We start from the raw sequence: 13,957 nt of genomic DNA, 5'->3' as shown, positions 1-13,957 counted from the left end.
ACTATACAATGTAAAACCAGTCTGATGATTGATTTACCCAATTAATCCAATAATTGAAAAATAAACTACGGGGATAAACATTGCAGGAAGCATATTTCCTACTTTTATTTTGGTAATTTCTAGAACATTCATGCCTAAAATAAATACAAGTAATCCACCAACTGCAGATAGTTCGGTGATAGCTTCCATAGAAATATAATTTGCCACTAGTCCAGCTAGAAGCGTTATAGACCCTTGATATATTAAAACCACTACAGCTGATAGTGAAACTCCAATACCGAGGGTTGATGAAAATATTATAGCAGATATTCCATCTAATACAGATTTTGCAAAAAGAGTGTCATTGTTGTTACTTATGCCACTTTCTATAGCTCCAACTATAGACATAGCACCTATGCAAAATATTAATGTAGCTGTTACGAAACCTTCTGCTATGTTGCCTCTATGGTTCTTAAATTTCTTTTCTAAAAGCTTACTAAATGTTTCTAAGCGATCTTCTATTTTTAAAAATTCACCGATAAGGGCTCCTAAAGTCATGCTACATATAAGCAAAAGAATATTTTTTGTTTCAAAAGCACTTTTTAGACCTATTAGTATAACAGATACGGATATAGCTTTTAGTAGTATATCGCTGTATCTTTTACTAAGAGTATTTCCAAATGCATTTCCGACACTACCGCCGACTGCTATACTTAGTGAGTTTACAATTGTTCCTAACATATAATATCTCTCCTTTATATTTGAAAATTCATAGTTGCGAATTCACTTTATAATAAATATAATAAACTTGACACTTACTGTAATGTCAAATGTTATTTTCGGGAGGTCTAAATGGATATTAAATTTAGTGTGAAAGAATTGTCTCAAATTGTAGGTATTTCTAGCCGCAATATAAGATACTATGATGATATAGGCTTGTTCAAATGTAGTGGGAATTTAGATAATGGATATAGATATTATACAATTGATAAAATAGAGGAAATTTACATAATTAACTATCTGAGACACATGGGTATTTCTATAAAGGAGATAAAGAGTCACTTAGAAAATCGTAATATAGACGAGTACGATAGTATATTAAATAATCAATTGGATAAAGTCACCGCTGAAATATTGAAATTACAGAGGATACAATATCAAATAAAGAGGAGAATTGCTTCATTAGATTTTATAAGGAGTATACCTCCGATTGGAGAAATTTTTGTTCAAACGCTACCTGCACTTAGGATTATTAAGCTGGAAAAAGAGATAAAAGGACAGATTGATTGGGAAGTAGCTATTAGAAATATAGATAGTGGAGAGGGATTGCCAACAGGTGCATTCGTAGGAGATATAGGTTTTTTTGTGGATATGAATGCGGTTAAAACTAGAGCAGCTGAGGAATTTACTGGTATGTTTTTAGTGGCAGATGATCCTATATATGATATGTCTACAAAAACGTCTGAACTAAAGTCTGGAAAGTGGTTGAGCGTTTTTGTTAAAGGAGATCATCATGAAGCTAGGATGTATTACGATGATTTGCTCGATTATGCGTTAGAGCATGAATTAGAATTGGATTCATATGCTGTAGAGAGAACACTGATAGATCATTATATTTCAAGTGATCCTAATCTTCACATAACTGAAATATTGATACCGATAATGGGATAGAAAAATGTTGACCTGACTATAGGTTTATACTTTAGTATCAAAGGAGTAGAGTATTAAATTGCTTTTTTATTTTAACAATTGAAAGGGGAGCATTGGTTGTGAATGAGAAGAAAAGATTGGTGAGGGAATATAGACAGGTATTATGTGGGAGAAAAGAACAAATTTTTAAGTTATTGTGTCCGGTTCGAGAAAAAGAATGGCTTAGTGGTTGGGATTATACTATGATATATTCGGAAAGTGGATTTGCTGAAAAAGGATGTGTATTTGAAACTGATAATGATTTTGGAAAATATCAATGGATTATTACTAAACATGACATTGATAATTGTGAAATTCAATTTGTTAAATTTGTATATGACAAGCTGGTAGTAATTATAGATTTAAACTTATTTGATGGAGATAACTGTGAATCGTATTGTGATATTAAATATACATTTACTATAATCGATGAAGCATTGGTAGAAAAAATTAATAGAGAAAACACTCAAGAAGTATTTGAGAAACATATGAAATTGTGGGAAAATTCGATTAATTTCTTTATCGAAAATGGCGAAATTTTGAAATGAAACGCATTAGGTAAAGTAAGGAAAAGGTGGTAATAAAATGTTTAAAATTGGAGAGTTAGCAAAACAATTTAGTATATCAAGAAGTACTTTACTTTATTATGATAAAATTGGGCTATTAAAACCTACAGAGAGAAGCTCGAAAAATTATAGGCTTTATTCAAGTGCTGATGTTGACAGGTTAAAAATAATAATTCAGCATCGTGAAGCTGGAATTGAACTTAATGAAATTTCAAAGTTATTTGATATAGAAAAAAATAATTTAACTGATATATTGACTAGACGATTGGAAAATATTCAGGGAGAGATTATAATGCTTAAAAAGCAAGAACGTATTATACTAGCCATATTGATAGATCAAGTTACTAGAAGTGATAAAATTATTTTCGATAAAGCTTCATGGAGTACATTGCTAAGTAATCTAGGTTTCAGTAATAAAGATATGATGGATTGGCATAAGGAATTCGAGATAAATTCGAAAGAAGAACATGAAAGATTCTTAAAAGCTATTGGTATGTCAGGAAAAGAAATAAAAGATCTAAAAAAAATGCTTATTTGATTATATTGATTTGCGTCATTGTTAGAAGTGGTATTGTATGTAAAAATGAAATATAAAATACGTATCTAAAGGGGGATTTTGATGCGAAGTGAAAACGCTATAATGTCAGAATTTATGAAATGGGCAAATAGTAATGAATCAGTTAGAATGGCTATATTAACAAGTTCAAGAGCTGCTAAGAAATGTGAATTAGATTTCTTGTCAGATTATGATATCGAGTTGTATGTTTCTGATATAGGGGTGTTTATGAGCGACGAATGGCTAAATGTTTTTGGAGATGTAATGGTTAGATGGCCGTATAAACCTAGGTGTACTGGCGACGAAGGATGGATTACAAGGTTGGTTTTGTTTGATGATGGAGTGAGAATAGATTTTCAAATAACAGATAATAGGAATATAGAGTTTGAAAGGTATAAAAATGGATACAAAGTATTGCTTGACAAAGATAATCGTACAATGGATATACCAGATGCAACATACGATGAATTCATAATAAAAAAGCCAACTAGAGAGGAATACGAAACAGTAGTAAATGAGTTTTGGTGGAACGTGTATTATGTTCCTAAGTATCTCTGGAGAGATCAATTGCCATTTTCAAAATTCATGCTTGATAATATTTTGAGATACGAATATTTACATACTGTAGTAGATTGGTATATAGGTTTAGAGCATGATTGGAAAATCGAAACTGGAGCGTTAGGCAAGAAGTACAAAGAGATTTTAAGCGCAGATGATTGGAGTGAATTTGAAACAACTTATGTAGGTGGGGGAATTGACGAGAATTGGAAAGCGCTGAAGCGACTAACTAGTTTGTTTAGAAGATTGGGAAAGAAAATATCTGATGAGCTTGGCTATGAGTACCCAGATGAAGTTGATAGAAAAGTTATGATATTTTGTGAAAAGATAATGGATACAGAAAAGCTGAAGAATTAGATAATAATATTTTGTTTATATATGAGAAACTCCTATGATTTAAGTTATAGGGGTTCTTTTTTTATTGATTCGAATATTTTAGATACAAACATTGACAAAAAGATAAAAAGAAGATAAACTTGTCGTAACAATAATTGTCGTGACAAGTTTATGTTTGGAAGGAGAAATTAAAATATGGCGTATAGAGCAGAGGATTCAATAGAATTGTTGCTCAGTAGAGTATTGTCTAAGTGGAGACGTACGATATTGAAGGAATTTAAAAAATATGATATGACGACAGAACAATGGTCTCTTTTAAATCGATTATGGGAACAGGAGGGAATATCACAAACTAAATTAGCTCAGATGACATCAAAAGATTTACCTACTATAACTAGAATATTAAATAAAATTGAAAATAAAGAATTGATAGTAAGAAAAAGCGATCCAAATGATCGCAGAGCTTCTTTGATATTTTTGACTGAAAAAGGAAGACTTTTGGAGGATAAATTGAATCCAATTGCAAAAAATATTTCTGAAAGGGCATTGGAAAACATATCAGGAGAAGATATAGACAAGCTAAAAAAAGTGTTAAATAACATATTTATGAATTTGGAGGAGATGTAAATGGGTATTAGAAGTACGGCAAAAGCTGTTATATTTAGACAGGGAAAGCTTCTTTTAAATAAATGTTTTGACGAGCATAATGGTAGCTATTATTCACTTCCAGGAGGTGGACAACATACTGATGAAACAATTCATGAAGCTTTGATTCGAGAGTGTCGAGAGGAGACTGGCTATAGTGTAATTCCGGAAAATTTTCTAGCGCTATGCGAAGAAATATGTCAAAATCCAAAAACTAGAGAAATTAATCCAGAATACATACACAAGATGTATCACATTTTTTTATGTACTATAGAATCAGATAAAGTGCAGGAGCCTACAGAGGTAGATGATATGCAGATCTGTAGCGAATGGATAGAATTAGATAAAATCGATAATATTAGATTGATGCCAGAAATGTTAAATGGCAAGATGAAAACACTTGTAGATACTAAAATTCCAATGTTTCTAGGTGCAAAGAGAATTGATTATAATCATGGATAAAGATAAATCTAATCAAATAGCTAGATGAAAAGTTATTATATTGAAATTATATTCATGGCGTAAAAATAGACTGCAGGTTAATATGCAGTCTGTTTTTTTATTTAGCAATTTTTAAATTTTACTTATCTAAAGCATTGTAAGCTTCTAGGAAAAAATTTAAGTTTTCACATCGTAATTCGATGTCTTTTTTCCATTCTTCGAGTTCTTTATATCCACTTTCGGTAATAGAATAATATTTTTTTGCGGCACCTGATGATGAGGTATCCCATTCAGATACAACAAAGCCATTATTCTCTAGATTTTTAAGAGCTCTATAGATAGCAGCACTATCAATTTTGCTATGTGGTAATTGTGTTTCAAAATTTTTTAACAGTTCAAAGCCATAGGATTTTTTGTTAGCTAAGAACAATAATATAAAAGCAGGACAATGCCTACCAGTTTTACCTTTCATGAAATCACCTTTCTCAATGAAATATATGTTAATTACATAGTACTTTATAGCGCGGTTGTTGTCAAATAAGGACTACTAGCTAGCCATTTCACTAGCTAATAAATATACTTCTTCTAAACTTTCTTTACTTGTAACTTTTTCTATGATAAAAGCACCTATAAGAAATACTGACAAATTTGATATCACATGAATAATAGTAAATGTAGCACCAAATGAGGTGTACTCATAAGCAAGTAGTGGAAGTTTTGAACTAGACCAAACACCTAGAAAGAAAAGTACATATGCAAATCTAGCCTTCTTTTTCATCAGTATAGCAGCTATAGGAAATGCTGCATATAATGGCCCAGCGGCTAATGAACCGAGAATTAATGCAATAAAAATTCCTTTAATGCCGGAATTTGGACCCATGTATTTTATCATGGTTTCTTTTGGAACCCAAACATCTAGTAAACCTATTAGTATTAGGATTGGAGGAAGAACCTGAAGCATAGATTTAAAATTGTAGACTGTTTGCTTTGAGGCTTCGATACCTATGTCATTACTGAAAATATACACTGAAATTAACAAGGTAATCATGAGAATAGACCAAAAATATTTTTTAATTAAATTTTTTATATTCATTTACATCACTCTCCATACAATCAATGAAAACAAAATAGAAGCAACTACACCACTTAGATTTCTTAAGATAGAAGATTTTTTTCCGAAGTATTTAATTTCAACTCCGATTGAAATTATTCCAACAGCCATTAGACTAGATATAAAAGCTGCTATTTGAGGATAGCCAGCTCCATGAGTCAATAAATTAGCTCCTAAAGGAAAGGCAACAAAACTAGGCATAAATGCAACAGAACCTAACGTTAGTGCTAATAGTACACCCAAAATACCTGAATTCTCTCCCAAAATTAAACTTATTGTATGAGGACTTACTACAGCTAAAGTGATACCTATAAAAATCATAAGAGGCACAATAGATGGCATTAGTTTAGCAAATGAATTGAAGCCTATTTTTAATGCTTTTTTTGTTTTTTTGGCGTCCATGATAGTTGAAATAATTAAAAGTACAAATACTATTAAATACAATATATAAGTTGACATACAAAACTCCTTTCGTTTTACCAAAATCAAAACACAGATATATGTTAATAACATATTACTGTATGTGAAAGAGAAAGTCAAGAATATATTTGCATTTTGTTGAAGACTAAGAAGTTGAAAACCACCAAGTTGAAGACTAACAAATTATTAAAAAAGTGCATGGAAGTAAAATTAATTTAAATTTTTAAAACTAAAATTAAATTAATTTGTTCGAAAACTATATGTGATAGACATATTGGTGTAAATAACATGGCTTGAGCTCGAATAGATTTTGTAAAAATTAAAAATTTAATATATAAATGTGAATTAGTACTCAAAAATAGTTGTTGTTTACAAAGAAAGTGTGTAGTATAATCAACAACAGAAAACGAGAATGATATTCGATATCATTTTGAAAAATTGATTATATGGGGATTGAGAGGAATATGAAGAAACTTTTTGTTGTTTTTAGAGATTGTTTTGTTGCATTTCTTTTTTTGGTAACACTAAATTTTTTGTTGCCAAGATTGTTACCAGGGGACCCTATTGCATCTCTTGCAGGTGAGCAAGCATTATTTGATATGACACCACAAATTAGGCAAGAACTAGCAATGGAGTATGGATTAAATGAGCCTATACATATGCAGTTTTTTAAGTATATAGGCAATTTGATAGAGTTAGATTTTGGCTATTCTTATTATTACAAAGCAAATGTAAGTGAAATTATAATTTCATATATTCCGTGGACATTTATATTAGTATTTACAAGTATGATAATAGCTATAGTGATTGGCTATCACGTAGGAATCCACAGCGGATATAATGCTGGCAAAATTATAGACAAGTTATTGCTGAGTGTGATGATTTTTATAAGCGGTTTTCCACAGTTCTTCATAGGTATGATTTTTTTGATATTTTTTAGTGTTGAACTTAATTGGTTACCGATTGGAGGTGCAGAAACGTCTTGTTCAGGGCTTCAAGGCATAGAGCGATTGAAAGATATTTTGATACACATGGTTCTTCCAGTCATGACATTAGCTATTTCAAAAATTCCAAGTATATATCTATTGGTTAGAAATACGTCAATAAAAACTAGAGAGAGACAATTTATAAGAACTGGATTGGCGAAAGGACTTAGTGATAAAACGATTAAAAATAAATATGTTGGTAGAAATTCTTTTATTCCACTTTTGACAATGAGTGCTATAGATATAGGAAGAATGTTTGTTGGAGCATTACTCGTTGAAGTTGTATTTTCTTATCCCGGGCTTGGAACATTGATATATGAGTCAATAAAAGTACGAGATTATCCTGTTTTACAGGGAGTGTTTTTTATTGTTTCAATTATGGTATTAGTTTTTAATGGGATATCTGAACTTATTAATTACAAGTATGGAGGAGTAAAAAATGAAACTTAGTTTTAAAGAATTGAAGAAAGATAATTTCATGATGGTGGGAATTATTATTTTTTTATTATTGATATTTATAGGAATATTTGCTCCAATAATGAGTTCATATTCTCCCGTAGAATCTTCGAACCAAGTTTTTTTAAAACCGTCTATGAGTCATTTGCTTGGAACAAATGATATAGGACAGGATATATTTTCAAGGCTAGTGCATGGACTTAGAACATCTATCGTTACTAGTATAGCAGTTGGTATTTTAGCAACATTTATAGCTGCATTTGTGGGAACAATAGCCCCTCTTATAGGTGGCTATTTTGACAGAGTTGTTTTAAGATTGTGCGATATATTTTTAGTACTTCCAGAGTTTATTATTTGTTTGCTTATAGCATCGTACATTCAACCCAATATCGTAAATTTGATAATTATAATTAGTCTATTAAATTGGCAAGGTCCTCTAAAAGTAATACGATCGCAGGTAATAATTTGCAAAAATGATTTATCGGTGTGTGCGGCAAGAACATTTGGAGCCAGTAAAATATATATATTGAGAAAATATCTTATTCCTCAAATTTTTCCAATTGTAGTATCAACATTTATAAGAAATGCTAGGATTGCAGTTTTTATGGAGGCAAGCATAGCTTATCTTGGAATGGTAGATTCTGAAATGATTAGTCTGGGCAAAATCATGAGTAATTCAATGCTTTTTACATATTTGGATGTTTGGAAATGGTGGTTATTGCCAACGGGAGGTGTGTTAGCCGTGTTTCTATTATCACTTTCGTATATAGCGTACGGCATAGAAAATAGGAAAAATATATATTTGAAGGAGGGAGTATAGTGGTTAATATAAAGGAATTGAGTATTTCTTACGAAGGTAAAAAAGTTATAAGTGATTTGGATTTGAAGATAAATAGAAATAAGATAACAGCAGTTGTAGGAGAATCGGGAACCGGCAAAACTAGTCTAGCACTTGCATTGATGGGACTTAATAATAATGTAACAAAAGGTGAAATTATAGTAGAAAATGAGAATGTACTCATGTATTCAGAACAGAAAATGAGAGAGTACAGAGGTAAGAAAATTGGGATTGTGTTTCAAAATTCTGGAGATATATTAAATCCCACGGTAAAAATATTTAAGCAGGTTGCAGAATCTATGATAGAGCATGGTTTTTGTTTGAAATTGGAAGCTTATGAGAGGGCAAAAAAATTACTGTCTGATGTGGGAATAGAAAAGAAAGATCAAGAGGCTTATTCAAAGGAATTAAGTGGTGGTCAGATTCAGAGAGTTTTGATAGCTATGGCATTGGCTAATGATCCAGAAATTTTGATATTTGATGAGTTTACATCGGCATTAGATTCATTGACCAAGATGGAAATTATAAAACTTATAAGAAGGATTGCTGAAAACAAGACTATATTGTTGATAACTCATGATTTTTCAGTAGCAGAAAAATTAGCTGACGAAATAGTTGTATTGTATGGTGGTATGGTCGCCGAATCTGGTGAGGTAAATAAGATTTTAAAAGATCCAATACATCCATATACAAGAGGGCTACTACGATCTTATCCAAATATGTCAACTACGAAAGATCTCCAAGGAATAAAAGGAAAAGCTGAAATTTGTATTAAAGGATGTCCATTTGCAAATCGTTGTACTCAAAGTATAGGCAAGTGTTATGATACTAAACCAGATGCTAGATTTGTAAAAGGGAGAATGGTGGCATGTCACAGAAACGGTACTATTTGTTTATTAAAAGCATCAAAAGTTACAAAAAAATATAGAAAAAGATTAGCACTAAAAAATATAGATTTTAGTATATATGAAGGGGAAACGCTTGCAGTTGTTGGAGAGAGCGGTAGTGGGAAAACTACTTTAGCAAAATGTATTATGGGATTAGAGAATATGGATAGTGGAAAGTTGTTTCTAAATGAAGAAAAAATTATTACTAGAACAAAGAAATTTTATAAAGAAGCTCAAATTATATACCAAAATCCAAAATCATCAATAAATAGGGATTTTAATGTAATTGATGCAGTAAAAGAGCCTCTTGATATTCATAATATTGGCAGTGAAGAATATAGGATTGAAAAAGCAAAATCAGTGTTGGAAGAAGTTCATCTCCCAAATGATGACGAATTCATGAGAACTCTTACACACAAACTAAGTGGAGGGGAGAGTCAGAGGTTAGCAATTGCTAGATCACTTATACTAAATCCTAAATTTTTGATAGCAGATGAAGCAACTTCTGCGCTAGATGTAAGTGTTCAAGCAAAAATAATGAAATTGTTTATGGAATTACAAGAAAAAAGAGGGCTGACTTTACTTTTTATAACACATGATATTGCACTAGCTCGTAAAGTTAGTGACAAAATAATTGTATTAAAAGATGGAGAAATAGTAGAGGAGGGGAGTTCGGCAGATCTTATAAATAATCCCAAGAATGAGTATACAAAAAGGTTATTAGAGGCAAGTGCTAAAATTTTTTAATTGTATAAGGAGGAAGAAGTATGGTGAATTTTATAAAAAAGAGTTTGATTTTTTTTAGTGTGGCAATACTATTAGTTGGGTGTGTTTCAAAAAATGATACTCAAATTGATGATGCTGAAAATGATGAAACTACTTTGATTGAAAAAGGTGAAGATGGAAGTATTGCAGAGTACAGAATTCCAGATGCAAGTGGTAATTGGGGATATCCAACTCCATATGGTCTGATACCTAGAGGTCCGGGTTTTATACGTATGAGTTATGTTTTTGATTCGCTTATTTGGAAAGATAAAGATGGAAATTTTATACCTGCATTAGCTGATTCGTGGAAGTATGATGAGGGTGAAAACGCATATGTTTTTGAATTGAATGAAGCGGCAAAATGGCATGATGGAGAATTTGTAACGGCTGAAGATGTAGTATTTACAGTAGAATATATGAGAAAAAATCCACTTATGTGGCTTGATTTAAAACCGATAGAAGAGGTAATATATGTAGATGAATATACTGTAAAATTCAAATTGAAAGAAAAATGGGCTCCATTCTATGCTAATATTGCTGGGAGTATGCCTATATTACCCAAGCACATTTATAAAGACATAGAAAAACCAAATCAAGATTTGACAGAAGCTACAGCCATTGGAAGTGGTCCGTTTAAACTAGGTAGTTACAATGCTGAAAAAGGTGAATACATATTTGAGGCATTTGAAGATTATTATCAGGGAATTCCAAAAGTAAAAAAATTGAAATTTTTTAAGATGAATTCGCAGGTACAGCCTAAAGCTATTTTAAACGGTGAAGTAGATGGAATATTTACAAATGGAGATGCAAAAGTATTGTTTGAAGGAAAAAATGTCGAGACTATAAGTTCAATTGGTATGGTTACAAAGTTATTGTTCAATCACCAAAAAGAACCATTTGATAATAAAGAATTCAGACATGCAATTGCATATTCGATAGATACTGACAAAATTGTGGAGATAGCGCATAGAGGTCATGCTTTTAAAGGTTACACCGGCATTATTTCAGATCAAAGCCAGTATTTTGCTGAAGGCGCTGAACAATACGATTATAGTTTAGAAAAATCAAAAGAGATAATGGGAAAATTAGGATATGAGAAAAGTGGAGATTACTATGCCAAAAACGGTCAAGAATTAACTATTCAAATATTGGGTAATGAGAGAGTTCGAAGAGATGTTGATCTTATAGTAGAGCAATTGAATAAAGCTGGAATAAAAACAAAGGCTATCTATAAAGATATTCAGTCTGCCGATCAAATGCTTAGTAACTGGGATTTTGATATATCAATAGTTGAAACAGGAGCTATAGGTGATCCTATATTTCTAAATAGGAATACTATTGGAAATGGATTTAGTAGTGATAGATACTATGAATCTGAAGATATGATAGATATTTTAAATGATCAACTAAATGAAGTTGATTTACAAAAAAGAGCGAATAAGTTGAAAGATTTTCAGAAATTATATGCAGATGAATTGCCCGCATATCATTTGTATTATTCAGAGTTCGTGTTTGCATATAACGACAAACTTGAGTTGTACTTTACTAAAGGCGGAGTGTCTATAGGGATACCTTTAGCATTAAATAAAATGATTTTTTTGAAATAATTTTAGGGGGGAATTTGTTATGAAAGATATAGTATTAACACCAATAGGATTTATAAAATCTCCATTTGTGAATATAGAGGATATACCGCCACAAAGTGTATATGCACATGAAAAAACAGCGAGTATAGAGTTGTTAGAGGAGTATAAAGATGGGCTGAAAGACTTGGAAAAATGCGAATATATAGTTGTTCAATTTTATTTTCACAAATCGAAAGGCTACGATCTTTTGACACTTACACCGTGGAGCGATGAGAGAAAAGGTCTTTTTTCGACTAGATCACCAAGAAGACCGAATCCAATAGGAATTAGTATAGTGAAGTTACTTAAAGTAGATGGATGCAGATTAGAAATACAAGGTGTAGATATGTTAGATGGAACTCCTGTTATAGATATAAAGCCATATGTGGCAAAATTGAATCCAGAAATATAATCTAAAAACTTGACTCAAATTATATTTCATGATAAACTATCAAAAAATTAATAATATGCGTGCTAGTCTTTGCCCCCGGGTGAAGACAATATAGAGCACTGAGTCTCATTTCGTTAGGGCCTAGTTAACTAGGAGAAATGAGGCTCAGTGCTTTTTTGTTTTTAAATGAACGATACAAAAAAGAAAGGGGAAGATTTGATGACGAGTATAAAGGTATTAAGCAAGCAGGATATAAAAGATGTTCTTGATATTAGAGAGGTGATAGAAAAAGCTGAAAGAGTTTATGTCGCTAAAGTGAAAAATATGACTGAAGTTTGGCCAACTGTTTTTTATGATTTTGAATTAGGAAAAGCTGATATGGATATCAAATCGGGTTATTTGAAAGAAGAAAATTTATTCGGGCACAAGACAGTAACATGGTTTGGAGACAATGAAAGTAAAGGGATACCTACATTGATGGGGCTTTTAACTATATTTGATTCGACGACTGGAGAACCAATAGGTGTTATGGATGCATCTTATATTACTGGAATTAGAACTGGAGCGGCAGGAGCTATCGGGGCAAAGTATCTTGCAGATAAGACTTCAGAGAAGTTATTGATAGTTGGAGCTGGAAATCAGTGCAAGTTTCAAATAGCAGCTATGCTTACTGTTATGCCACAGGTAAAGACAGTAAAAATTGCATCGAGAAAATATTTGAAAGCCGTATCTGTAGCAGAAAAAATGAAAGAAGTAATGAAATCTGAATTTGACATTGATACATCGAATGTAGATTTTTTGGCTGTAGAAAATTTGGAAGAGGCAGTAAGAGAGAGCAAAATTATAGTTACGATAACGCCATCTAGAAAACCTATAATAAATTATGAATGGGTACAGAAAGGAACACACATATCTTGTATTGGAGCTGATATGAGTGGTAAACAAGAGATAGATGCTAAAATACTTGCATCATCTACTATTTTTTGTGATGATTACGTTCATTGTAAAGAAGTAGGAGAAATAGAAAGTGCTATCAAGGAAAATATTATTTCAGAAGATGATGTAAGTGGTGAGATTGGCCAAGTCATATGTGGTTTAAAAAAGGGGAGAGAACATTGTGATGATATAACTATTTTTGATGCTACTGGAATGGCGCTGTTAGATATAGTAACTGGTAATGTAGCACTAAAACTATCGGATGAAAAAAATATTGGTACATTGGTTGAAATTTAGAAGAAAGGGTGATTTTATGAAATTAAATTATAAAGAAGTTGAAAAAGCATATGAGAGGATAGCGGATTATATACCGATGACGCCTCTTGAAGAGTCATATTATTTAGGGGATGAGAATACAAATTATTTTTTCAAACTAGAGTCATTTCAAAGGGCAAAGAGTTTCAAAATCAGAGGAGCTCTAAATAAAATGCTGACACTTACAGATGCAGAGAAAATGGCAGGTGTTGCTACGGTATCATCGGGAAATCATGGAAGTTCAGTTAGCTATGCAGCATCATTACTTGGAATTGAAAAGGCTATAATAATAGTACCTGAAAACACCCCTAAGAGTAAAATTGATAAAATAGAGTATTTTGGCGGAACTGCAATGTTACTTGGAAAAGATTATGATGAGGCACATTCTTTGGGAATGAAATATATTGAAGAACACGATATGACCTATATAGATGCTTATTATAGTGATCCTAAGGTT

Annotated in this window: 17 protein-coding genes; 13 read left to right on the top strand and 4 right to left on the bottom strand. The window is 31.7% G+C overall.

Annotation, left to right across the window (positions count from 1 at the left end):
- Positions 1-33: 33 nt before the first annotated feature.
- Positions 34-720: a DUF554 domain-containing protein gene (locus N4A40_00610; GenBank protein MCT4660330.1), complete on the bottom strand. Its 687-nt coding sequence runs from the start codon at positions 718-720 to the stop codon at positions 34-36.
- Between the two features lie 111 nt (positions 721-831).
- Between N4A40_00610 and N4A40_00605 the strand changes: the two genes are divergently transcribed.
- From N4A40_00605 to N4A40_00580, 6 genes are all read left to right on the top strand, one after another.
- Positions 832-1,650 (top strand): MerR family transcriptional regulator, encoded by an 819-nt coding sequence (locus N4A40_00605; GenBank protein ID MCT4660329.1) that lies wholly within the window; start codon positions 832-834, stop codon positions 1,648-1,650.
- 98 nt (positions 1,651-1,748) lie between these two features.
- A complete protein-coding gene (locus N4A40_00600) occupies positions 1,749-2,216 on the top strand; it encodes a hypothetical protein (protein ID MCT4660328.1) in 468 nt (155 codons plus the stop codon).
- A 37-nt stretch (positions 2,217-2,253) separates the two neighbouring features.
- On the top strand, positions 2,254-2,772 hold the full coding sequence (locus N4A40_00595) for a MerR family transcriptional regulator (protein ID MCT4660327.1): 519 nt from the start codon (positions 2,254-2,256) through the stop codon (positions 2,770-2,772).
- Positions 2,773-2,853: 81 nt separating this feature from the next.
- A complete protein-coding gene (locus N4A40_00590) occupies positions 2,854-3,705 on the top strand; it encodes an aminoglycoside 6-adenylyltransferase (protein ID MCT4660326.1) in 852 nt (283 codons plus the stop codon).
- 174 nt (positions 3,706-3,879) lie between these two features.
- Positions 3,880-4,311 carry a MarR family transcriptional regulator gene (locus N4A40_00585; protein ID MCT4660325.1) on the top strand — a complete coding sequence of 144 codons (432 nt, stop codon included), beginning with the start codon at positions 3,880-3,882 and terminating at the stop codon, positions 4,309-4,311.
- A complete protein-coding gene (locus N4A40_00580; protein ID MCT4660324.1) occupies positions 4,312-4,791 on the top strand; it encodes an NUDIX domain-containing protein in 480 nt (159 codons plus the stop codon).
- A gap of 118 nt (positions 4,792-4,909) precedes the next feature.
- On the opposite strand, the gene N4A40_00575 is transcribed toward N4A40_00580, so the two are convergent.
- The 3 genes from N4A40_00575 to N4A40_00565 all read right to left on the bottom strand — a co-directional run bounded on the left by N4A40_00575 (position 4,910) and on the right by N4A40_00565 (position 6,340).
- A complete protein-coding gene (locus N4A40_00575; GenBank protein MCT4660323.1) occupies positions 4,910-5,242 on the bottom strand; it encodes a PadR family transcriptional regulator in 333 nt (110 codons plus the stop codon).
- Positions 5,243-5,317: 75 nt separating this feature from the next.
- Positions 5,318-5,818: a permease gene (locus N4A40_00570; protein ID MCT4660322.1), complete on the bottom strand. Its 501-nt coding sequence runs from the start codon at positions 5,816-5,818 to the stop codon at positions 5,318-5,320.
- 45 nt (positions 5,819-5,863) lie between these two features.
- The gene (locus N4A40_00565) at positions 5,864-6,340 is read right to left on the bottom strand and encodes a hypothetical protein (protein MCT4660321.1); all 477 of its coding nucleotides are present in this window, start codon (positions 6,338-6,340) and stop codon (positions 5,864-5,866) included.
- A gap of 425 nt (positions 6,341-6,765) precedes the next feature.
- On the opposite strand from N4A40_00565, the gene N4A40_00560 reads away from it, so the two are divergent.
- From N4A40_00560 to N4A40_00530, 7 genes are all read left to right on the top strand, one after another.
- Positions 6,766-7,737: an ABC transporter permease gene (locus N4A40_00560; protein MCT4660320.1), complete on the top strand. Its 972-nt coding sequence runs from the start codon at positions 6,766-6,768 to the stop codon at positions 7,735-7,737.
- Positions 7,727-8,563, top strand: a complete 837-nt coding sequence (locus N4A40_00555) for an ABC transporter permease (GenBank protein ID MCT4660319.1) — start codon at positions 7,727-7,729, stop codon at positions 8,561-8,563. The genes N4A40_00560 and N4A40_00555 overlap by 11 nt, the downstream gene beginning before the upstream one ends.
- Entirely contained in the window at positions 8,563-10,215 is a 1,653-nt protein-coding gene (locus tag N4A40_00550) for an ABC transporter ATP-binding protein (protein MCT4660318.1), read from the top strand. Before N4A40_00555 ends, N4A40_00550 begins: the two co-directional genes overlap by 1 nt.
- Before the next feature lie 20 nt (positions 10,216-10,235).
- Positions 10,236-11,840, top strand: coding sequence for an ABC transporter substrate-binding protein (locus N4A40_00545; GenBank protein MCT4660317.1), 1,605 nt, complete (start codon positions 10,236-10,238; stop codon positions 11,838-11,840).
- A 19-nt stretch (positions 11,841-11,859) separates the two neighbouring features.
- On the top strand, positions 11,860-12,270 hold the full coding sequence (gene tsaA, locus N4A40_00540) for a tRNA (N6-threonylcarbamoyladenosine(37)-N6)-methyltransferase TrmO (GenBank protein ID MCT4660316.1): 411 nt from the start codon (positions 11,860-11,862) through the stop codon (positions 12,268-12,270).
- Between the two features lie 165 nt (positions 12,271-12,435).
- A complete protein-coding gene (locus N4A40_00535) occupies positions 12,436-13,482 on the top strand; it encodes a hypothetical protein (GenBank protein MCT4660315.1) in 1,047 nt (348 codons plus the stop codon).
- A 16-nt stretch (positions 13,483-13,498) separates the two neighbouring features.
- Positions 13,499-13,957 (top strand): pyridoxal-phosphate dependent enzyme (locus N4A40_00530; protein ID MCT4660314.1); only part of this gene is annotated, 459 nt, incomplete at its 3' end.

Source organism: Tissierellales bacterium (assembly GCA_025210965.1).
Classification (GTDB): Bacteria; Bacillota; Clostridia; order Tissierellales; family JAOAQY01; genus JAOAQY01.
Note: the sequence above shows the minus strand (reverse complement) of the source record. Positions and strands in the feature narration are given on the sequence as shown.